This is a genomic window from Bacillus kexueae, from assembly GCF_022809095.1.
GTDB lineage: Bacteria > Bacillota > Bacilli > Bacillales > Aeribacillaceae > Bacillus_BZ > Bacillus_BZ kexueae.
This window is the reverse complement of the sequence record NZ_JALAZE010000009.1, coordinates 44,365-66,888: the sequence shown is the minus strand read 5'-3', so window position 1 is coordinate 66,888 and position 22,524 is coordinate 44,365. Positions and strand designations below refer to the sequence as shown.

At 37.3% G+C, this 22,524-nt stretch carries 21 protein-coding genes; 7 read left to right on the top strand and 14 right to left on the bottom strand.

Annotation, left to right across the window (positions count from 1 at the left end; genetic code table 11):
* Positions 1 to 394: 394 nt before the first annotated feature.
* From ML543_RS13950 to ML543_RS13940, 3 genes are read left to right on the top strand one after another with little or no spacing between them, the layout of a single operon-like run.
* The gene (locus tag ML543_RS13950) at positions 395 to 1,975 is read left to right on the top strand and encodes a spore germination protein (protein WP_243388039.1); all 1,581 of its coding nucleotides are present in this window, start codon (positions 395 to 397) and stop codon (positions 1,973 to 1,975) included.
* A gap of 12 nt (positions 1,976 to 1,987) precedes the next feature.
* Entirely contained in the window at positions 1,988 to 3,214 is a 1,227-nt protein-coding gene (locus ML543_RS13945; RefSeq protein ID WP_243388038.1) for a Ger(x)C family spore germination protein, read from the top strand.
* 16 nt (positions 3,215 to 3,230) lie between these two features.
* Positions 3,231 to 3,464, top strand: coding sequence for a hypothetical protein (locus ML543_RS13940; protein WP_243388037.1), 234 nt, complete (start codon positions 3,231 to 3,233; stop codon positions 3,462 to 3,464).
* A 41-nt stretch (positions 3,465 to 3,505) separates the two neighbouring features.
* Here the strand turns inward: ML543_RS13940 and ML543_RS13935 are convergent, their stop codons facing one another.
* A complete protein-coding gene (locus ML543_RS13935) occupies positions 3,506 to 4,612 on the bottom strand; it encodes a GerAB/ArcD/ProY family transporter (RefSeq protein ID WP_243388036.1) in 1,107 nt (368 codons plus the stop codon).
* Positions 4,613 to 4,787: 175 nt separating this feature from the next.
* Here ML543_RS13935 and ML543_RS13930 point away from each other — a divergent pair, with 175 nt between their 5' ends.
* The gene (locus ML543_RS13930) at positions 4,788 to 6,323 is read left to right on the top strand and encodes an AbgT family transporter (protein WP_243388035.1); all 1,536 of its coding nucleotides are present in this window, start codon (positions 4,788 to 4,790) and stop codon (positions 6,321 to 6,323) included.
* Positions 6,324 to 6,381: 58 nt separating this feature from the next.
* Here the strand turns inward: ML543_RS13930 and ML543_RS13925 are convergent, their stop codons facing one another.
* Together ML543_RS13925 and ML543_RS13920 are read right to left on the bottom strand one after the other, a co-directional pair.
* Positions 6,382 to 6,798, bottom strand: a complete 417-nt coding sequence (locus ML543_RS13925; RefSeq protein ID WP_243388034.1) for a DUF4395 domain-containing protein — start codon at positions 6,796 to 6,798, stop codon at positions 6,382 to 6,384.
* Positions 6,799 to 7,039: 241 nt separating this feature from the next.
* Positions 7,040 to 7,858, bottom strand: coding sequence for a hypothetical protein (locus ML543_RS13920; RefSeq protein ID WP_243388033.1), 819 nt, complete (start codon positions 7,856 to 7,858; stop codon positions 7,040 to 7,042).
* A gap of 230 nt (positions 7,859 to 8,088) precedes the next feature.
* Here ML543_RS13920 and ML543_RS13915 point away from each other — a divergent pair, with 230 nt between their 5' ends.
* Positions 8,089 to 8,634: a cupin domain-containing protein gene (locus ML543_RS13915; protein ID WP_419095390.1), complete on the top strand. Its 546-nt coding sequence runs from the start codon at positions 8,089 to 8,091 to the stop codon at positions 8,632 to 8,634.
* A 178-nt stretch (positions 8,635 to 8,812) separates the two neighbouring features.
* Here ML543_RS13915 and ML543_RS13910 read toward each other — a convergent pair whose 3' ends face one another.
* The 3 genes from ML543_RS13910 to ML543_RS13900 form a co-directional block, all read right to left on the bottom strand.
* The gene (locus tag ML543_RS13910) at positions 8,813 to 9,505 is read right to left on the bottom strand and encodes a MerR family transcriptional regulator (protein ID WP_243388031.1); all 693 of its coding nucleotides are present in this window, start codon (positions 9,503 to 9,505) and stop codon (positions 8,813 to 8,815) included.
* Positions 9,506 to 9,664: 159 nt separating this feature from the next.
* On the bottom strand, positions 9,665 to 10,369 hold the full coding sequence (locus ML543_RS13905) for a VCBS repeat-containing protein (RefSeq protein WP_243388030.1): 705 nt from the start codon (positions 10,367 to 10,369) through the stop codon (positions 9,665 to 9,667).
* Positions 10,370 to 10,458: 89 nt separating this feature from the next.
* Positions 10,459 to 10,743, bottom strand: a complete 285-nt coding sequence (locus ML543_RS13900; protein WP_243388029.1) for a hypothetical protein — start codon at positions 10,741 to 10,743, stop codon at positions 10,459 to 10,461.
* A 100-nt stretch (positions 10,744 to 10,843) separates the two neighbouring features.
* Between ML543_RS13900 and ML543_RS13895 the strand changes: the two genes are divergently transcribed.
* Positions 10,844 to 11,773: an NAD(P)-dependent oxidoreductase gene (locus tag ML543_RS13895; RefSeq protein WP_279326687.1), complete on the top strand. Its 930-nt coding sequence runs from the start codon at positions 10,844 to 10,846 to the stop codon at positions 11,771 to 11,773.
* A 156-nt stretch (positions 11,774 to 11,929) separates the two neighbouring features.
* On the opposite strand, the gene ML543_RS13890 is transcribed toward ML543_RS13895, so the two are convergent.
* Together ML543_RS13890 and ML543_RS13885 are read right to left on the bottom strand one after the other, a co-directional pair.
* Entirely contained in the window at positions 11,930 to 12,667 is a 738-nt protein-coding gene (locus tag ML543_RS13890) for a sugar phosphate isomerase/epimerase family protein (protein WP_243388106.1), read from the bottom strand.
* A 46-nt stretch (positions 12,668 to 12,713) separates the two neighbouring features.
* A complete protein-coding gene (locus ML543_RS13885) occupies positions 12,714 to 13,592 on the bottom strand; it encodes a phosphotransferase (RefSeq protein ID WP_243388027.1) in 879 nt (292 codons plus the stop codon).
* 124 nt (positions 13,593 to 13,716) lie between these two features.
* Here ML543_RS13885 and ML543_RS13880 point away from each other — a divergent pair, with 124 nt between their 5' ends.
* Complete coding sequence (locus ML543_RS13880) at positions 13,717 to 14,205, top strand: hypothetical protein (protein ID WP_243388026.1); 489 nt, start codon at positions 13,717 to 13,719, stop codon at positions 14,203 to 14,205.
* A 56-nt stretch (positions 14,206 to 14,261) separates the two neighbouring features.
* Here the strand turns inward: ML543_RS13880 and ML543_RS13875 are convergent, their stop codons facing one another.
* From ML543_RS13875 to ML543_RS13850, 6 genes are all read right to left on the bottom strand, one after another.
* A complete protein-coding gene (locus tag ML543_RS13875) occupies positions 14,262 to 15,764 on the bottom strand; it encodes an esterase/lipase family protein (RefSeq protein WP_243388025.1) in 1,503 nt (500 codons plus the stop codon).
* A 318-nt stretch (positions 15,765 to 16,082) separates the two neighbouring features.
* A complete protein-coding gene (locus ML543_RS13870; protein WP_243388024.1) occupies positions 16,083 to 17,867 on the bottom strand; it encodes a DUF2357 domain-containing protein in 1,785 nt (594 codons plus the stop codon).
* An 11-nt stretch (positions 17,868 to 17,878) separates the two neighbouring features.
* Entirely contained in the window at positions 17,879 to 19,357 is a 1,479-nt protein-coding gene (locus ML543_RS13865) for a hypothetical protein (protein ID WP_243388023.1), read from the bottom strand.
* Positions 19,350 to 20,072, bottom strand: coding sequence for a hypothetical protein (locus tag ML543_RS13860; RefSeq protein WP_243388022.1), 723 nt, complete (start codon positions 20,070 to 20,072; stop codon positions 19,350 to 19,352). Before ML543_RS13860 ends, ML543_RS13865 begins: the two co-directional genes overlap by 8 nt.
* An 80-nt stretch (positions 20,073 to 20,152) precedes the next feature.
* On the bottom strand, positions 20,153 to 21,421 hold the full coding sequence (locus tag ML543_RS13855) for a DNA cytosine methyltransferase (RefSeq protein ID WP_243388021.1): 1,269 nt from the start codon (positions 21,419 to 21,421) through the stop codon (positions 20,153 to 20,155).
* A gap of 4 nt (positions 21,422 to 21,425) precedes the next feature.
* Complete coding sequence (locus tag ML543_RS13850; protein ID WP_243388020.1) at positions 21,426 to 22,505, bottom strand: DNA cytosine methyltransferase; 1,080 nt, start codon at positions 22,503 to 22,505, stop codon at positions 21,426 to 21,428.
* Positions 22,506 to 22,524 lie beyond the last annotated feature (19 nt).

Sequence of the window (22,524 nt, the reverse complement as noted above, 5' to 3'; positions counted from 1 at the left end):
AATATGGTTTGTAAGCACCATCAAGCCTATAATCAACAAAAAAAACGCTTTGGTTACTCAAATAGTGCCAAAGCGTTTTGTTATTCCGATGAAATCATACAAAAATACGAGAAGCAGGCCCGCTATAATTCCGATGATGGACATCTTGCTTGGCACGAAGCGTGAGCATCGATGGAATAACTAAGATCGTACAAATAACCAAACTGAAACAAAAAATTGAGTCGAATTTACCGCCTCTCGATTACGCATGACAAAATCCCCCAAATTTGCTGTTAATCTAAGTTTTTCCTCTTGCCGCTTTCTTATACAACCTCGCCTGTTCCTTTGCATATTTCACTTCCAAAAAGGAAATACCTACATTAAATGCCATTCTGTATGAGAGGAGGGAGCGAGATTGAATTTAAATAAGAAGAAAAAACTTCTATTCTCAGAACCAAAGGATAAAGCAGCTAATGAAGCGAGTGAACAGCAAACAGAGACTGAAAAGAAACCGTTATATCATTCCCTTGTCAGAAATGTTGAGGAGATACGACAAGTTATAGGAAACAGTTCAGACGTTACAATACGCCAATTCCGGTTAGGCAGAAACCGAGACCGACAAGTTGCCGTAGTCTTCACAGATGGCTTAGCGGATGAAGCACTTATTAATGAGTTCATTATCTCTCCTCTAATGGACAACGATTGCATTTTATCATCAGATGAAAATCCCATTTACCAGCTTCAACAAACGTTTTTGAATGTTGGAAGTGTCGAAAAGTTATCGGACTTCGATTCATTCTTTACTTCCATACTGTCTGGAGATACCGTCATTTTACTTGACGGTGAGAATGAAGGAATTGTAACGGACACGAAATCGTGGGAAGGACGCGATGTTTCTGAACCCCAAACGCAAACCGTCATTAGAGGTCCACATGAAGGATTTACAGAGACTTTACGTGTCAATACAGCTCTCATTCGCCGTAGAATTAAAGACCCTAATCTATGGATTGAAGCAAAGAAAATTGGAACGCGTACGAAAACGGACGTTGCGATTGTCTATATGAAAGACCTTGCTGATGAAACAGTTGTTCAAGAGGTGCATTCTCGGTTAGACAATATTCAAATCGATAGTATTTTAGAAAGTGGGTATATTGAAGAGCTCATCCAAGACAAAACGTTCACCCCCTTTCCAACTATTTTTAATTCAGAACGACCAGACACAATAGCCTCTGGTGTTTTAGAAGGTCGGGTAGCCATTATTGTGGATGGATCTCCACATGTTTTACTTGTCCCAACCTTGTTTGTCCAATTTTTGCAATCACCCGAAGATTACTACCATCGATCTGATTTTGGCCTTATACGATTACTACGATATATATCCATGTTTATTTCCCTTTTAGCTCCGTCGTTGTATATAGCGATTACGACTTTCCATCAGGAAATGCTTCAAACGACGTTGCTCATTAGCATTGCTGCCCAACGAGAAGGCATCCCCTTCCCAGCATTTATTGAAGCGCTCATTATGGAAGTGACCTTTGAAATTTTACGTGAAGCAGGAATTCGAATGCCTCGTGCAATTGGTCCAGCTATTTCCATTGTTGGGGCACTCGTTTTGGGAGAAGCTGCAGTCGCCGCAAGCCTCGTTTCCCCTGCCATGGTTATCGTTGTTTCTATTACTGCTATTTGCGGATTTATTTTTCCATCGTTCTCCATCGGTATTCCTTTTCGGATATTACGTTTCGGGTTAATGGGACTGGCAGCTTCGTTTGGACTTTTCGGCATTATTGTCGGCTTAATTGCTATCGTTTTGCATCTGTGCAGTCTCCGTTCATTCGGGGTTCCTTATATGTCACCAATTGCACCTTTTAACGCAAGCGATCAAAAAGACGCAATGTTCCGTTTTCCCTTATGGTCTTTAAACACAAGACCAGCTTCGATTGCACAGGGAGACCTTATCCGAAACAAAACACCAAAGCCAAAACCACCCCAACAGTAGGAGGTGATACGGTTGAACAAATTATTGAAACTCGGGATGATTTTTGTCATCATCACAGCCGTATTAACAGGATGCTGGAGTAGACGGGAACTCAATGACTTAGCGATTGCGATTGCGATAGGGATTGATAAAGGAGAGGACGGCAATTATTTAGTCTCGACGCAAATTGTAAATCCGGCAGAAATCGCCTCAAAAACAGGTAGCGGGGGTACTGTTGGTTACACACCCGTATCTACCTATCAAACGACAGCAGGCACCATCATGGAAGCCATGCGCCAACTGACAACGGTTAGCCCTCGAAAAATTTATGTCGCGCATATCCGGATGCTCGTCATTGGTGAAGAAGTTGCGAAGGACGGATTAAAAGATGTTTTAGATTTCTTTTCTCGTGATCATGAATTCCGTACAGATTTTTTTATCGTTGTGACAAAGGATACGAAAGCAGAAGACGTCTTGAGTATTTTCACACAGCTAGAAAAAATGCCCGCCAATAAAATGTTTTCTTCCTTAGAAATGTCGGAGAAATCGTGGGCACCTACGCGTGGAGTATTTTTAGACGAATTAATTAACGATTTAGTCACCGACGGTAAAGAACCTGTATTAACAGCAATTACCGTTAAAGGAGAAGCAGAAAAGGGAGAGCATGCTGAAAACGTTCAAGAAATTGTCCCAGATGCTCGATTAAAATACGAAAATCTAGCTGTTTTTAAAGGAGACAAGTTGATTGGTTGGCTCGATAAAGATGAGAGTAAAGGGCTCAATTACGTGACAGGAAAAGTGGAAAATACCGTCGGCCCAATAACGTGTCCAAATGGTGGCGAGCTCATAACCGAACAAATTCGAACGAAGTCCACTGTTAAAGGACATGTAAAAGATGGAAAGCCTGAGATTTATGTAGACATATGGGCGGAATCAAATATAGCGGAAGTAAGTTGTCAAGTGGACTTAACGAAGCCTGAAACTATTACAGAACTCGAAAAAATCGCTAACAAACGAGTGGAAGAACTCGCTAAGTTCGCCATTGAAAAAGCTCAAAAAGATTTTCAATCCGATATATTCGGCTTTGGAGATGTCATTTATCGTAAACATCCAAAAGAGTGGAAAAAATTAAAGAAGAATTGGGATGAAACCTTCGCGTCAATGCCCATTCATGTAAATGCAGATTTTCGCATCCGACGCTTAGGTACTGTCGGAAATTCATTTCTGGAAGAAATGGAATTACCAAAATCGGAAGAATAAAAATAGGAGGTATTAGATGTGGGCTATCATCGGAATTACACTTATCATTGCTCTCATCATTTGGATTGAAGTCCCTTCCTTACTACGAAACCAACAACGGAAGGAGCTCATCGTCTTTTCAGTTATTTTATTGATTGGTTACGTTTTAAGTATCTTAGAAGGGCTGCAGGTCGAACTACCGAATCCACTCGATGTGATTACCTTTATTTATAAACCGATTAGCGATTGGTTGTATAGCTTTTTAGAATAAATAAAAGGTCTGTTCCATTGTAATCACAAATGAACAGACCTTTATCCATTTTGAGGTTGTTTTGGATAACGTTTTCTCCATAAAATTCCGATCCACAAAATAAGAGGAAAAACGAATCCGAAGCTAGCCGCATAGAAGAACCAAATTCTCGAAACGAATAAATAGATATAGGCAATATTAGGGTAAACGACTAGCGCAAGAACAATCATGATAACCCCATACGGCAAAGCGAGAAAACGATAGCTTTTAAATTGAAAAATTTGCATTAAACTTACAAGCGATGCATAGTACAAAATGGACAATTTGAAAAAGATTGTAATCATCCAAATGATGGCTACAACTGCCTCAATACGCTCAATAAAATTCCCTACACTAATTTTCTTACCTAATATATAACTTGGGTAATTGTGGCGCGCTGTTAAGTCCGCACCGAGAACGAGAATCGAAAGCAACGTAATGAGTGAGATCATGAGACCTCCTACAGCTACCCCTATCAAAAAAGCACTTCGCACCTTCTGCTCCTCTTTCACTTGCGGAAAAATCATTAAAAAAATGACTAGTTCTAAAAATGGAAAACCTATGTACGGAATGGAGGCACGGATAATCGGTTTGATCCCGCCATCAAAGACCGGTAATAAGTTGTCCGTTTGAATTTGTGGAATGAGAAAAATCATAAAAAAGAAAAACATTATAAAAAAGATGATAGATAAGATTTCCGCAGCTTGAGCTAGCACGTTTAACCCATACACGACCCCCATAATGACCACAGGTAAAATCAACATGTGAATAAACTGAATCGGAGTATCAGGTAAAATCTCGGTAGCCATAAACTCACCTAAGTTTCGCAAGACCAGTGAGGCTAATAAATACGTGAATATAAAGAACAAAGAAGCGAGAATTTTACCTACCCATTTCCCTAAAACTTCTTCTGTAATATGAACAATCGATAAACCGGGATAAGCATGAAAAATTTTTGTAAACATGAGACCTACTAACAAGCCAACGACAATGCTCAAAAGAGAAGCAATCCATGCATCTTGCTTTGCCTCTGTCGCTAATGTAGCGGGGGCAAATAAGATAGAGCTTCCAACAACATATAAAATGACTAGGAGTCTCAGCTGCCTTCCTGTTATTTTTACACTTTCCATAACATACCTCATTATTATTAATTTCCCATCTCTTAAATAGTCTGACCAGAAAACTCACTTTTATAATATATGGGCCATTTAGACCGAGGAAATCAAATAAATTGACAACAATGGGTGTGCATGGTAAATTCATATCCGACTTATTTTATAGGAATAATAACAAAAGGAGGAAGCTATGGCCGAGATACAGACTAAACAAAGACTACGTGGTCATGCACGACATTTTCTTTTTCGTCTTTTAGACCTTATTGAAGTTATCGGAAATAAACTCCCCTCTCCGTTAACGTTATTTGCAATTTTAGCATTACTAGTTGTTTTATTGTCACGGCTTTTTTCAGATATTACGGTTTCCCATCCAACAAATAGCGAAGAGTTCCTCACCGTAAAAAACTTACTTAGTGGTGAAGGGCTTGAATATATGTTTACAAGCGCTGTCCAAAACTTTATCGGATTTGCGCCACTTGGAGCCGTACTTGTCACGATGCTTGGAATTGGTCTAGCTGAACAAACAGGACTTGTTGCTGCCTTATTAAAGCGCATTGTTTTTTCAGTTCCGAAGCGATTTATCACAGGGGCACTCGTTTTTTCAGGGATCATGTCTAGTATGGCTATTAATGCTGGATATGTTGTTTTGCCTCCGCTCGGTGCAGTCCTTTTTGCGGGATTAGGTCGGCACCCTATCGCTGGTTTGGCCGCGGCGTTTGCGGGAGTATCTGGTGGATTCGGAGCAAATTTATTGCTCACATCAACAGATGCGATCTTAGGTGATTTAACGAAAGAAGCAGCCGCAACCATCGACCCTCTTTATGCTGAGAACATTCATTACTTTATGAATTACTATTTCATGATTGCTTCTGTTTTCATGCTTACAATCGTTGGGACGTGGGTAACGGAACGAATTGTTGAACCACGATTAGGGACATACAAGGGAGAAACAAAAGAAGAGCTCCAGTCGTTAACCGCATTAGAACAAAAAGGATTAAAATATGCTGGAATTGGCTTTATTCTCATCGGCTTATTATTTACTTATTTAGCGCTTGGTCCTTTACGTGGAGAAGGAAAGCTTTTAGAGTCACCATTCTTTGACTCACTCGTCCTTGTCATCGCCCTTATCTTTTTTGTCCCTGGACTTATCTATGGAAAAGTGACAAAAACGATTCAATCTGACCGAGACTTAACGAATTTCCTTGGGAAATCGATGGCAAGTATGGGAGGATATATCGCCTTAGCTTTTACAGCCGGACAATTTATCGCCTACTTTAGAGAGACGAACTTAGGAATGGTAATTGCGGTTAAAGGGGCAGAATTTTTACAAAGCACAGGCTTTAATGGAATCCCATTAATCATTACATTTATTTTCATTACAATGATTATCAATTTATTTATTGGAAGCTCCTCTGCAAAGTGGACCATTTTAGCACCGATTTTTGTCCCGATTATGATGAATTTAGGCTATTCACCAGAGTTAACGACTCTTGCCTATCGCATCGCGGATTCATCAACGAACATGGTGACTCCATTACTTCTTTACTTTGCGGTCATTATCGCCTTTGCGCAAAAATACGACGAAAAAATTGGAATCGGTACGCTTATTACAACGATGATTCCTTATTCTATTGCATTTAGCATCTCTTGGACCATCCTCTTATTCATTTGGATGCTACTTGGCCTTCCAATCGGACCAGGAGCCCCTGTTTATTACGGATCGTAAAAAAATTAAAAAGGGGACTGTTCTTTTTGAACAGTCCCCTTAATTTTTGTTAGTCCTATTATGACTTGGATAAATGACGATGGCGGAATTGAATCCACTGATAGCGAATAAAGCATCCAACACAAAAGCCTAAAATTGCTATAAATGCAGCGAGAAAAACCATGATGGTCATAACATATCCGAGTGTTTCAGCTCCCGATACAAACGCAAAATATCCAATGCCTAAACAAATAACTGCAATGCATTGATTAAACTGCTGTTGTGCATAGTCCTCTGGAATATAATCACTCGGCTTCTTACGTAAGAAAAGCTTCGCAAAGCGCATCACCGGATGATAATGAAACAACAATCCCAATAATCCAGCTACAAATGGAAGCAACAGGAACCATTCCATCCCTGTCATCCATGTAAATACAACTGCTATCACAATAAACCACTGATTAACCCGAACTAACGGACGTGGGATCGAAGTCATTGTGTGTCCCATCCTAATCCCAACCTTTCTCATCTGTTTATATGTATTTTACAGATGAAAAGGATTTTTGTGAAGAAATTATTTTATTGACTTACCACTTTACTTTTTTCAGTTGTAAGTTAGAAAATCCACGTATCTCTCAACATATCAATAAACTTTTTTCAGTTGCAGGATACGTTTTTAGCATTTTGAAAGCCTCCAAGGTTAATGTTCCTTAGAGGCTCATTTCGTACCGTTTTAATTAAAGAGTTTCACTATCACTTTCATCTGTTGCTTCTTCCTTTTCAGGGAAGACAATTCCTAACTCTTCAAATTGTGCCTTCTTCGCTTCACGAACTTCTTCTTTTATTTCATCTGTTGTTTTACCATCCGTTGAAATACCTAATTCGGTTGCTGCTTCTAATACTTTTGCTTCCTGAACAAGCTCACGTAATTCGGAGTGCTCCACGCCATCTGTTTCAATGCCTAGCTCTTGTGCTTTCTCAACAAGTTTTTCTTCATGTAATTCTTTTGCTACGTCTTTTACCTCTTTACCTTCCGTTTCGATACCATATTCTGAAGCTTCCGCTAATACTTTCGCCTCAAAAACTTCTTTCTTCAAGTCTTTCAGTTCTTTTCCTTCCGTTTCAATCCCTAATTCATTCGCTTCCTCTTCTAACTTTGCTTCCGCAACTTCTTTGAATAATTCCTTTACATCTTTTCCTTCAGTCTCAATGCCTAGCTCAGCCGCTGCTTCTTTCACTTTTAATTCAGCCACTTCTTTTTTTACTTCTCGAATCGTTTTCCCTTCCGTTTCGATGTCATAACCTTCGATATCCTCTAGTAGTGATGCACCATCTTTCATACCACCACTGAATAGTCCGAATCCTTTTCCGCCATGACCTTTTCCTTTATGACCAAACCCTTTATGTTCTCCTTTTCCATGGAAGCTAAAGGCGCCTTCTTCTACTGTCGTTTGTGAGTCAGTCGTTTCTTCTGCTCCTGTAATAGTTGGTCCTACGGCCAAAACACCTAAAGCTAATGCACCTGATAATACAAAGCCCATTGTTTTCTTTTTCATTCTCATCATCCTCCCAATGTTTGTTTGATGATCTTGCTTACACTTCATAGTATAGACAGTAAATATGGCAACACTATGACAAATCAAACGATGAATTTTAACAATCCCGGAAGAATTGATGAACAAATTATGAACAAGCTCTCATAATCTCGATTTTCTAAAAGATTTGTAATGAATGGAAACATTCAAAGCATAACTTTAAACAGGAGACTACTTTAGAAGGGATGATGATGATGCGTCACGTTTATCCAGCATGTCCTCCACCATGTTATGTTCCGATGCCCTTATATTCTGGATATCCTCCATATCCGTCACCTTATTTTTTCCATTCACAACCTTATAACTCACCTACACCAAGTTCTCTACCAAAATTAAAAGATTATGGTCCCAATCCATTTGTCATAAATATTAACGAAGCGACAATCCAAAATCGTAATTATCGAACAGCTTTATGGACAGGTGAACATTTACAAGTAACGTTAATGAGTATTAATCCTGGGGATGATATTGGATTAGAAGTTCATCCAACTGTTGATCAATTCATTCGTATTGAAGAGGGGCAAGGAATTGTTCAAATGGGTGACCGAAAAGAAAACTTAAACTATCAACAACCTGTATTCGATGACTCGGCCATTATGGTTCCTGCTGGTAAATGGCATAATGTCATTAATACTGGGCACCGGCCATTAAAGTTGTATGCTATTTACGCCCCACCGGAGCATCCACGTGGGACTGTGCATCGAACAAAAGCAGAAGCTTTTCACGAACATCCTTAAATTAAAAACTCCTCGGTCATTGAACTGAGGAGTTTTTTAAAAATATTTTGTTTATACGATTAAATGTGACATCGAGCACTTTCCTTATGGAAGACCTATCTAGTTTTAACTTCTCTACCGTCGCCTACCACCTAAAGTTATTGACAATAAAAAAGAGCTAATGATGAACTCATTAACTCTATTTAGCCGTTTCCATGAAGTTTTTAAATATACTTCTTCTTGTTTTCCGCTGTTTCGCCTTATTTTCTTTTCGGCGCTGATGTTGTTGAACGAATGCAACGAAACGCTCTTCTCGTTTTTGAATAAACTTTTGCATTTCTTCACGTTCTTTCGGACATTCCTCTTCCTCTTTTTCTTCATGAACTGCTTCCACTTCATCCTCTACTTCAGCAATTTCAGGCTTGAGATTATTCTCCTCAACGGACGATGCCGTTTCTGCCCTTCCATTCATAAATTCATGGAATTGCTCGACTAAACTTTTCTCCAAATGTTTGAAGCGAGATTCAAGCTGAGCCCATTCGTCTCTTTCTCTTTCTTTATCCAATAAATATTTTTCTATTTTTTCTAACGTAGCCGAAACATTATACACTTCTGGAATCTCTTCCTGATCCATTACCGGTTCTTCTTTTTCACTTTCTGCCTTCAACTGTGCCAACTCTTGATGGATCGTGACATCTTCCAATCCTTTGTCTTTCATTTCTTTAATAAGACGGAGGATATCCATACTTTCTTCCGTATAAATCCGCGCATTTTCCTCATCCCGTAACACCATTAAAAACGGAGAAAACGCTGTTTCCCACTTTTTTAAAATATGTGTCGTCACCCCAAGCATCCTTGCAGCCCTTGAAATGGTTAATTTCTTCCCCTCCACCTTATTCACCCCTCGAATGTTAATCCTTACCTCTTACATTCTCGGGAGATAGATGGAATTTCCTGCTATTCGACAAAGGTTCTAAAAACTAGTCATAACTTCTTCTTTTCTGCTAATCTTCCCTTTTTTGTGCAAACGGAGTAGACAAATATTGAGTTATCATTCGGAATTTCCAAAAATCGCAACGTTTTGATTTTGTAAAGCAAACCGATTCTCTTTCCATCCTAATGTATTTAAGACATAACCCAGTGAATCGGCATTATACCTTCCGGCTATTTTCTGATATATCAATAATTCATAAACTTGGTTCCCGTCAAAATCAACGGGATATAAACCACTTAGCGGGTTTACGAACCCTGTTATCGGTTGAAGCAACTTTCCATTTTGATCATAAATCTCGTTCAAATATGACGGGTCTCTCAACGATATGTCAATCAGATAGGTTAGCTCATTTCGTTTGCTCACCACTTGTACCTTATAGTCATCTAAATACGTTACCTCATATTTATAAGCTTTATTATATACACTTGAATCGAACAGCAAGCGCGGTTGATTGTGTACAAATGAATAAATATATTCATTCATGATACCGCCACTTCCACCTGTCGCAATACTGATGAGAATATCTTTAATTCCATCTCCAGTAAAGTCGCCTAGAAACAATGTTGGATTGTAACCGACATTTTCCTTAAGGGGAACGGTTGTCACTTGACCAGCTTTCCCATCTTGCACGACTAACGTTATTTGTTGAATAAATGGACTATCTGATGTTTTCGTTCCAACTAAATAAACTCGGTCTGGCACTCGATCTCCTGTCACATCTCCTCTAGCAAAAGCAACGATTTGCGGATGATTTCGATACATGATTAAGCCCCATTTCTCCCATAGCTTTCGTCATCTTATTTTATGGGCTAATCAACTAGTGGTGTCTGTCTAAGATCATTTAGTGAAGTCTATTGTTCAAAATCAATATTTTTAAAGCGAATCCATTTCGCAAAACGATTAAAAAGGATTGCCCCAATGAGTGCTGAGACGAATCCAAAAGCGGCGAAGTAGAAAGGCATAATGGGTATCGCTAAAAAGGCAAGAGCCGTCCCGTGACTGAGGTTACCAGTTGTAGCATCATAAATCGCTCCGATCAAGGCATATAACATCCCCGCTACAACCCCAACTAATGCCATTACAACACTTTGAAATTTAGCATATTGCCAAACTTTTATCTTTCTAATCTTTTTCATCGATTTCCCCCCATCCTCTTTTTTTCATTATACCAATGAAAGACACTTACCTTTCCTAATTCAATCGGTATTTACAACGAGACTTTTACGGTATACGATGATGAACAAAAGAGGTTATCTCTTACAATCTCGATGTTATTTAAAGAAAGGTGTTGAGCGGATGAACCAAATCGTTGGTTTTATCGGAACAGGCGTAATGGGAAAAAGTATGGTACGCCGTTTGTTAGCACATGGATATGATGTGCGTATTTATACGAGAACAAAAGAAAAAGCAGAAGACTTATTAACAGAAGGCGCTACATGGGTGGATTCCATTGCAAGCTTAGCTAATCAAGTAGATGTAGTTATCACAATGGTTGGATATCCAAAAGATGTAGAAGAAGTGTATTTGGGCGAAGGAGGCATCGTTCAAAATGCCAAAGCTGGTACATACCTCATTGATATGACGACATCCAAACCTTCTCTTGCGAAACAAATTTATGAAATCGCAGCCTCTCACTCCCTTCATGCTTTGGATGCTCCAGTATCTGGGGGAGATATCGGTGCGAGAGAAGGAACTTTAGCCATTATGGTTGGTGGTGATGAAACAGCTTTTCATACCATTCAACCAATCTTTCAAGCATTAGGAAAAAACATCGTCTTTCAAGGAGAAGCTGGGAGCGGACAATATACGAAAATGTGTAACCAAATTGCCATCGCCTCGAATATGATGGGCGTTTGTGAAGCCCTTGCCTACGCCAAAAAAGTCGGACTCCAACCTGAAAACGTGCTAAAAAGCATTGAATCAGGAGCGGCTGGAAGCTGGTCTTTAAGCAATCTTGTACCGCGAATGATCAAGGAAGATTACTCACCGGGATTTTACATTAAACACTTCATTAAAGATATGTCCATTGCGCTTGAATCCGCGAAAGAAATGGGACTTCAAACTCCAGGACTTGAACTGGCTAAATCTTTATACGATGAATTGGCGAATCAAGGAGAAGAAAACAGCGGAACGCAAGCGTTAATTAAGTGGTATTTATCAACATAAATCAGAAGATGTACACTTACATCATACAGATAGTTCCCTCCTCACGCTGTAAGAACGAGGAGGGAATACATGAAACCCTGTATGTTGTTCATTCTACTGCTTCAAATCTTGTAAACAATGAAAACCAATTAGAAACTACCGTACAGTCACTTCGTTTTAAGATAAAATTTTTAACCCTTTTAAATGATTCATACTCATCTCCACACTCTCAAGTGGCGAACGGCGGCTTTTATCTTGCTCCACAATCCACCACTCTACGTTTGAAGCATCTCCTTGAGCGAGAACCGAATGTAAATCAACCCCTCCAGTACCTAACTCTGCAAAATCCTTTTGCCCATCTGTTGTCATATCTTTTAAATGAATGAGTGGGGTACGATTTTCATATCGCTTCATCCACTCTGAAGGGATATGCCCTGCATGTGTAAGCCAATAAATATCAAGCTCAGCCTTGACCCACTCAGGGTTGGTTTCATCCAAAAGTGTCTGAAGGGCTGTTTTCCCATTGGACAACGAAACCAGTTCGAAATCATGATTGTGGTAACATAATGTTAGGCCTTCTTCATAACAGATTTGACCAATTTGGTTTAAGCGTTGGATAAACCGATAAAAATCTTCTTCTTTTTGCACCGTTTCAGGTTCAATATATGGACAAACCATTTTTGTACTGCCGATTGTTTGTTGATAGTTGATCATTTCCTTTAAATTATCTTCTAAGGACGAAAAAGGAATATGGCTTGATACAGCTGCAAGCCCAAAATCCTCTAGAACGGACTTTAATTCTTCTGCTTGCATTTCGTAATACCCCGCAAATTCAACTCCTTGATATCCAAGTTCCGCTACTTTTTGTAGTGTCCCGACGAAATCTTTTTCACACTCATTTCGCAACGTATACATTTGAAGTGCAACATTCGCTTTCACCTTGTCATCTCTCCCTTTCTACTTAAAATAGTTTTTTGAAATTCAACCATTCCTCTACATCTACACGCCCTTGAACCGCTAACAATCGATATAGATAACGATAAGGCTCTCGGCACAATTCTAAAGAAGGAAGTTCCATCACACGCTTATACCCTCGTTTAAATTCCGTTACCGCCTCTTCATCCAAAAGATACTCAATTCCAATGAAGTCAAATTCTCGTGGAGCGATAACATAGGCTTCTGTATCAACTAACCCTGTGATAATCGAACCGTTGGATAAAAACTGAGTCGGATCCATATCAACAAGAACAAACGTGGAAGATTTTGGGGTTTGTAGCTTTTTCACCTTTTCTATCATCTCTGGTAGTTTTTGTTTCAATTTATCGTTATGGAAATGGAATTTCTCCACAATCTCAGTCATTCCATGAATCAAATGCTCATGAAACTGTTCAAGGTTCACTTTAAATGTTCCTTTCGCATTCCCAACATAATCACACTGAACTTGATGAATGCGCGCTAACCCTTCACCTAAACTTTGCAATAATGAAGATGGTTGACCAATGAAACTAGTAATCATACTTCCATCTAGCTTTTCAACAGCGATATATTGTCTTTCGATTTCCCACTTATGAACAACTTTTGGAATTGGTATAGAACTAATTTCTCTCAAGCGATTGTTCACAAATTGTAAGTTGTGTACTTCCCTTGGATCAATACCAAAAAGGCGTTTACATCCCCACCAAAAGTCATTATGAGGCTCTTCTTTCATTCGCGATGACCGAACGATGACCTCTTCCTTGTCTGTTTTAACCAACCATACATCACTAGCATGATTGTCATACCCTGGGCTTAATTCAACCACTTCTCTCACCGTGTCATGGAAAAAAGGTTGTAAATTCATAAAAAAAAATGGCACTCCTTAAAGCGATTTCCTCAATCTTTACCATTTCAACACGGATATGAAAAACCCTTCCATCCTCTACCAAAAAATGATGTATACTGAACGAAAGGAGAGGTGGACTAACATGGCTAAAAAGAATTCATTCATTCTTATCATCTCAATCGTTTTTGTTTTAATTATCAATTGGCTCTCGACAATTCCAACTTTTTTTAAAGTTTTACTTTCTACGGTGTCAATCGCTTTTTTATTTCCAAACGTTAGAGAATTGGTATTAAAAGAACGTTTCAGAAAGTTAAAAGTCGCTTTCTATACAGCTGTTACTTACACCTTTGGAACTGTTATATATTCGATGTTTGAATACAACTCTAATGTTCTTGCCTTTGTTATTCCACTGTTCTTTTTTACTGTTATCGGTGTTTACACCTATGGCTTACTCGCTTCGGTTTTCGCCGAGTTTATCTCTATAAGATTTCCGAAAGTTCGCTTTTGGCTTTCTGGATTGATTCACATTGGACTTGGAATGTTAACTTCATTTCTTCCTGCGGTTATTTGTTCTGCACTCTTCTTCCTGTACGATGAATTGACGCGAAGAAAGTATGTAGAGGCCATCTAACTAAACATTAAACCCTGAATAAAACTGGATGCACCAGTATATTCAGGGCTTTTTTATTAATAGTGGTTGCCGTTTTTATCTACATAAATCGATTTAATGATCGTGCGTTCATATGGCTGACCAGATACATCTTCACCTTCTAAATCAATCGTAACATTGTATATACCTTCTCCTTGAATCTCTGGAAGATGAATTTCATCCGTTGCTTTTAATTCTTTTCGAGCGATTTTTTGCGCTGGTTTTGTCTCTGACAAGGCCTCAACGTTTACTTTCATTTTCAGTTTGTTTTTCTTCACGTTTTTACTTGGTACTTCCACTTTCCACTTGTCTTTATGGTTGGATTTCTTCAATTTTACTTTTTCTTGTTTCTTTGTCTCATAGTTAACCGTTAGTAAGAAGGCATTTTCTTTCGCTGATGTTGAATGAATGGTCCATTTGCCAGGTTTCGGATTATTTAATTGAATGACATTGTGCCAAGCCCCTTTAAAGAATTGATTGTCTCGGAAGCTTTTGACTTGTACGATTTGCTTTTTGTTTTGTGCATCGATTACTTCAATCTGGTTAACAGGCTCAGCACTCATCCAGTCAATGGAGAGACGATCGACATCTTTTTCAACCGAAAATGTTTCCGTAGCCGCGCCAAGTACATACTCTCCACCACGAACGACCATATCGCTTTCTGTTTCAGCTCCACCCGTTAAGGAAGCGCTTACAAATGATTGGGCAGAACTTGTTTGATTTAGAGTTAAATACGGCTGAAACCATTGAAATGTTTCCGATCCTGACTTGATTGAGGAGTGATTCCAAGAAGAATCAACGCGTACCATCGTACCGTTCGGTAAATACGCATGACTCACGACAACCGCGCCGTCATTACTTCCGTAGGATGATAAATATAATCCACCCCAATATAACGAGGAGCCAAAGCTACCCCAATCCTTCCCTGCAAACGTATAGTACTTGTTTTTATTCACATTCGCATGCTCATCTGTCACCGAACGAAAATAACTCATATAACCCGTTTGCAAAGAATACGTCGCATCACTCTTTTGCCCAAGAATATCGGATAACCAACTTGCCCAACTACTATACGCTAAGTCGGCTAACTGCGACCCTTTATGCGGACTTCCTAGCGTAATCACATTGGATACATAAGGATGAGCATTGTAGTGAACGAGCGCTGATTGCGTATCAATTCCACCTTTACTATGCGTAACTAGAACTAATTTTCTACCGAAGTATTGATAAATCTCCTCAATCTTCTCCGCTAACAAACTCCCGTTGTCCCACATATTTCTTGTTCCGTATAAATCGATAAATGCCGTCTGATACCCATTGTTGTAAGCTATTTGATACATATCATTGTCTTCATACCAAGTTTTGGCCGAACTATTTAACCCGTGAACAAAAAGCAAAACCGGCAAATCCGTACCACCACCCGGAGGTGTATCCCCTATGTACCACGTACCCGGTTGCCCTTCTTCCCCCTTCTTAATCAAACTCCCTGCATAACTCGGTGAACCCACAAACGCCAAACATAAGAAAACAACCAACAACAAAAACCCAATCCTCTTACCGCACTGCCTCAACCTTTTACACCCCTTTGTGATCAAGATATCCCTAAAAGGATTCCACAAAGATTATATTACGATTAGAAAAATATAACATTAAAAATATTCAGAATATTACATTTGGATTATCACTTTTTTTAGGTAGTGGGGCGGAAGGACTAGGGGGGATTATTTGTAAAATATTACAGTGCCTATCCTCTAAGTTTAAAACTAATGTAAGATAGGCACCATGCAAGTAAATACACCTGCAAGAATTGTTGCTTATATATCGAAAAGTCACTTAGAATAATTTGTATAGACAATAAATTAAACCTGAATTTCATAAAATATTTTTGAAATGAAGGATTTAAAATTTATTTTTGCTGTTGAATCATTTGGTGCCAATGGAATTGCCCCAATCCCAGGTATAACACTTTCACTTTCCTGATAAATACAAAATTCATTCCCCGGATAGAGGACATATGCACCTAGAGTATTATTTATTCCATCCTTATAGGCATGCATTTTAATTATGTCTTCTTTTTTACTTGAATTAGATTCTAAATCCATATTATTTAAGTTAGCTATTTTATACTTTGCATCAAAATGGATAAAATGTTTAACCTCACTACTCTCTTTTTTTGAAAATTGAAGTGTGAGGTCAGGTCTGAATCTCAGTGAATAAGACTTTAAATCTTTTGTGTTCCTGCTAAATTCTTTATTATAGAAGAGTGTAACTATAGTGTCATCATATTTAAAAGCTAACCCACAAGACGAGCCTTTTCTTAAATTAAAATTAAATATATTATTATTGCTAAATAAGTTGTAAGTCTTTATTTCAGAACCTAGTAAATCCCTTAGAATATTTCGTAGAACAAAAAAACACCAAATTTCATATAACTCGTAAACAGGCTTTACATAAACATCTTTTGTGACTGCCATTAAAGGATTCCAGTTTAATTTCAGCCCACTTTGAATTCGTGAATCAAGCATTAGTATTTCTTGGTATCCCAATCTATTTTGTAATACTTGGGAATTAGAGGGGAAATACTCCATTTTTCCAATCCCCCTAAATTCGACTAGACCAAGAAAACCTTCTAAGATATCTAGCCATTTCCTAATCTCAATTTCATATAACAAATAAATTTTCTGTGTATTCCCCATATTTATTTTCTGCTTTAATTTCTTGTATAACTTTTGAATAATATGGTGTAATTCTTCAATAAAGTTTTTAACATACCTATTTTCAGGTGTGTCATTGGTTTCATTTTTTTCCGTTGTAATTATTCTTTCTGGAGTAAAACCATTTAATTTTTTACAAAGTATCCCCCCTGGATTTAAATCTAGTTGGTAAATCCTTTGAGCCATTAAATCTGTGTCTGGTAATTTACCAATCCCAATATGTTCACACATCTCTCTAGTATAGAGTTTATTGTGAAAATTGATAAGTACGTTTTCAATGGCTTCAGGTAGCTCCTTCATAATACTTCTTAGCTGAATTATTTGAGTAAATTCTTCAAATTGAAAATTTTCATTTGAAGTATTTATTCTTGTTAATCCACCAAATTGCATCAGTAAATTACTGGACTCCTCTGCAATCTCATTTAAAAAATATGTATAATCTCTCTCATAATCTATTTTTCTCGCTGCAATCTCACATAGAAAGACTTCTGTTACTCCAAGAGATAAATCTAAAGTACCCACAAAATTCTTAGTTCTCAGTTCACCAATAACTTCTACGAATTCCTCTCCTTGTATATCTATTTCACGCCAATAATCTATAGGTAGGTATTTAATATAATTACTTGCATAACTATTTATGAAGGGGCCTGATTGCTTTCCTACTTCCTTTTTTGGAATCGTTACCGTCACTATATAAGTCTCTTCTTCTCTTAATTTTATAGGATGAAACAAACTAGATGAGTTTTTATTGTATGACATTAGTGGAACAACTTCCCTTTGAGGATTAGATTCCAGTAAGGCATTGATATTATAGCAGATATTTTTATTTTCGAATTCAATCTCGAGTCCACCATTCCCACTTTTTCTTTGTATCTTTAAACTCAGTTTGGAATTTGGCCAACTGACTTTAATTTGATTTAAAGAAAGCATAACTCATTCACCTAACTAATAAATGATGTATACCCTATACTATTAAGCTTGGATCTCATCTTCTGTAATTTAGCTATACTCTTTGGAAAATCTAATTTGTTTCTAATTATATCTCTTTCAATATTAGCAGGATACCCTGTTGATTCTTCTTTAACTTTTATATTTACATGTGGACTTTCAAACTCTTCTTTATTCAAAAATTTTATTAATAAATCTAATACATCATCTATTTGTCTCCTATTTCCGTGAAGTTTTGGAAGTATTTTCTGCAGTAATATATTATCCAAATACTCAAACCATCTTTCACATGAGTTATTGTATAAAATAGAAAAATATAGATATTCTATAGTTTCCTTTAAGATTCTGTACCCGAAATCGAAATTAGAGATTTTTAGAATATTATAAACCCCAGAAAGAAGTTGTTCGATTTGTTTTTTAGCTTCATTATAAGTGAGTTCATCTTGCCAAACACTCTTTAAATTAGAAAGAGGATTAATCCCATGTTGCTCTTGTTTTCTATAAATTATTGAGAATTTGAATTGATTAAGCACTGTCCCTACATCAGGTAATGTATATTTCTGTCTGGATTGTTCTCTAAAAAACTTCAAAGGGTGTATTGTTTCTAGTTCAATGATATGAGCTCTATCTAAAACCTTTGGTGAGAACATATAAGTTGTCTCATCAACATTGACGGTCCCAACAATAAAAAGATTAGGGGGCAAAGAAATATAATCGTTATTTTCTAACAATATCTCTGCACTCTCTAGCACTTTGGGATTAACTAAACTATTTTCTCTTAGGGTATCTACTATAACTGGTAAATGATTTTTATCTATTAAAGTAATGCCTTTATCGACTGAAGTACTTCTGTTTGCCTCCATAGCAGAAAGAAACTTGCTAAAATACCTTTCTACATGAGACAAATTCATTTCATCTAATATTACGAAATGTGGTAGATAATGATTATCTGGGTGCAATGCCATTAATATCAACTCCACCATAGGAGTAATCTGATATACTGTTTTTCCATCTTGACCAAATGGATTTACGAATCCAAGCAAGTTTCGTGAATCAGTCCAGTCTGCACCAACGGGTACCAAAACATGTCTTTTTTCCCTTGGGAAACTTACATTTCCTAAACGAATTTTTGTTAATCCACTTTTTACAAATTCCCAAAATTCATCATCCTCACATTTTACATGTACGTTCATTTCAATTCTAACTTTGAAAAACTTGTCACCAACCTTTGCTTCAAACTCATTTGAGTCAACACATAGATTTCGAATTTCTTCCTCACTTTTATGCAATATTAACCCCTTTTCATTGATCTCTATAGCAAAACATGAGTCATCATGATTTTCCCTACCCTCTAGATACTCAGCCAAATTTAGTGCAAGTCTTGTTTTTCCTGTTCCTGAATTACCAGTAAGTATTACAAAGGGTTTAGCTAATAAAGAGATAATAAAATTTTCGAAGACTACATTATCCATTTTTTGAGATATCTCCTTGTCTATAGATTCGAATTAAAGGATTAGGGTTGCTTAACATGTCTACAAAGTCTTCATGTTTCATTTCTTTAAAATCTTCAGCAGATTTTTTATAAATGTTACAATGTTCAATTAAATCATTAATATCACATCTATTTGTTAACCTATACCTATCTCTTACTTCTGTAGATTCAATTATCTCAGCATCAACCATTCTATGAAGAAATATGTTAGCAATTTGCTTCTGATTATCAGCCGTTTTAGCTGATAAATTAAATTCCGGAATACTAATTATATTATCTTTAGTGATTGTACCACCATTTTCTTTCATTACTATAAGAACTTGATAAAGTGGATGTACCACTTGTCCACATATTAACTGATTAAAGTTTAGTAGGTAGTTGAGCATATATTCACTAGCAAGTAACTTACTATTTAAAAAATCCTTAGCAAGGTTAGATAGCTCGTAAGCCTCTCCTACCTTTCTTTTGAATACGCCAAGCTCTCTCCCTAATGTATATGCACTTGACCACTGCTTTTCTCTGCCTCTATACTTCCCCTTTCCCCCTTCAACATACAAATCTAACATTTCTCCAAATCCAACCACCATTTCTTCATGAGTTTTGTAGAGATACGCTGTCTGGGTATATGCTCTTATTAGTTCTTTAAAGCTCTTTTTTCTCCATATATCAAAATATAAACTCTCGTTATTTCTCATTAATTGCCCCCCATTTTCATTTCCTACCAATTATGTTAACAAATTCTCTAAAAAAAGACGACCACATTTGGTCGCCGACTTTATTTTTCACTATAAGTTTTACCTACTTCAAGTAAATATTCATCATAGCCATTTGCAAGTACTTTATATATAGCAAGTGCAAGCTTTTCAGAAAATTTTGGGGGAACAGCATTTCCAATCATCTTATAGTTATCACTAGTACTGCTGATAAATTCATAATCATCATCGAATGTTTGAAGTCGTGCTGCTTCTCTAACAGTTATTGAGCGTGCTTGTCTAGAGTCTGGATGTATGTGTCGAAGTCCATCCTTATATAAATGTGCAGGTATAGTGTTACTTTGTTCATTCCATCGTAAGACATAGTATTTGTGGACATTAGATGTTTTCCCTGTTTTTTCTGTATACAGTCTTTTTAAGGCTTCTGTAGAGATATAATTAAAAGTTCTTTGCTCAATATCCTCTGTTAAAAGTTTAAAAATTCCTATATCTCTTTGACTATGGTACCTTGGTTCGTGGTTTGGAATTTTAAATTCACAGGGGGTATGTGAGTACTTCCTTCCATTCTGCTTATACTCCTCATCTACAGGCAATAAAGGTGGAAGATCTCCAATTGCATCTTTTACAGTGCTTTTTTTATCTTCTTTATACATCGGTAATACTCGATGATAAAAATCGAAGAGAACTTTCTCTGGATATTTAAACAAAGATTTTCGTAGAGCTAATATAATAACCCGATTTCGCTTTTGTGGAATACCGAACTCCGTAAAGTCTATTAGTGCATGTTCTTTCAAATCGTTAACAATTATATACCCTGCTTCTTCAAACTCTTTTCTAATTAATTTAGTTACTGGAATTCCACCGGGTTTAGCACTCAGCATTCCTTGAACATTCTCGAAAACAAAGGCTTTAGGACGATACTTTTTAACAACCTTTATAAAACTTTCAAACAAGTAGTTTCGATAATCATCTTTCATGCCATTCTCATCTCTAATACGTCCAGCTAGAGAATATGCTTGACATGGCGGCCCACCAATAATCAAATCGACTTTTTTATCTCCTATAAGTTTGTCTAATCCCTGATTTGATCCATATATCTTATCATCACTCCAGCCCGAGAATAATTCATTAGTTCTCTGAATATCAAATACTAAGACACGTGCCCTAGCATCAGCTATTCCCCATTTCGTTTCTAAACGATTAATCAAATTAGTCGCTGGTGCTTTTTCCCATTCAACTGCTGCTAACAAATTATACATTCCAGTTTTTTTAAATCCATCTGAAAGTCCGCCACAGCCGGCAAAAAGATCTATCACATTGTACTTCGTCATATAATCACACTTCTTGCTCTATCTTTAAATAAGATTTCAATTTTTTTGCAATATGGTACCCCAATAATGGCGGGACTGCATTTCCCACTTGACGATATTGTTGTGTCTTTGTTCCAAAGAACACAAAATCATCTGTAAAAGTTTGTAATCGTGCGTTTTCTCGTACAGTAGGAACCCTATTATATTTATAGTGGAAATGATTTCTGTGTCCAGTATCAATTGTCTTGGAAGGTTTTTGGCTATGATATCTTGTCCAAGCTTCATTAAATTTTCTACTTTCCCCAACTCCAGGAGGTAAATCTTTATGGTTCCCCCCCTCTGGTACCATAGAAATTACATTCTTAACATGATCAGTATGCTTAGTTCCTACATGATTATAAAGAATAGAAGTTTTTTCTCTCATCCGTTTTTGATAATCAGTAAAGGGCCTATTTTTATATTCATCAATTTCATCACCAAGATTATCACCATCTCTGTCATGCAAATCACTAATAGCATCTCCACATGTAATATATTCGTGGGGAAAATGAGTTGGTTCTGGAAATACAAAAGTCTTTTCACCTTTAACACCAACAAAAAATATTCGTTTACGAATTTGAGGTACCCCATAATCAGGTGCGTATAATATTTGGTAATTAACCTTATAGCCTAAGTTCGAAAAGCTTTCGATAATTTGATCCTTCACCTTCCCTTTATACAATGTTGCAAGACCAGGAACATTCTCAAGTACAAAAGCTTGTGGCCTAAACACTTTTGCAGCTTCTACCATTGATTTAAATAGTGTATTCCTCTTATCATCAGCATTCCTTGGTCCAGTTAACGAAAAACCTTGACATGGCGGTCCTCCGACTATTAAGTCAACCGTCTTATTCCCAATAATTTTTTTCATCTCGAGAATTGTAGTCGGGTCAAATAAGTCTGCTTGTAAGACTTCTGCTTGTCCATGGTTTTCTTTAAATGTTTTTAGAGCTATTGCCTCATTATCAACTCCGAGCAAAATCTCATAGCCCGCATCCATAAAACCTCTTGATAGCCCTCCACATCCTGAAAACATATCAATAACAGTAGGTTTTCGCACTGACATTAATTTTCACTCCTAAAAT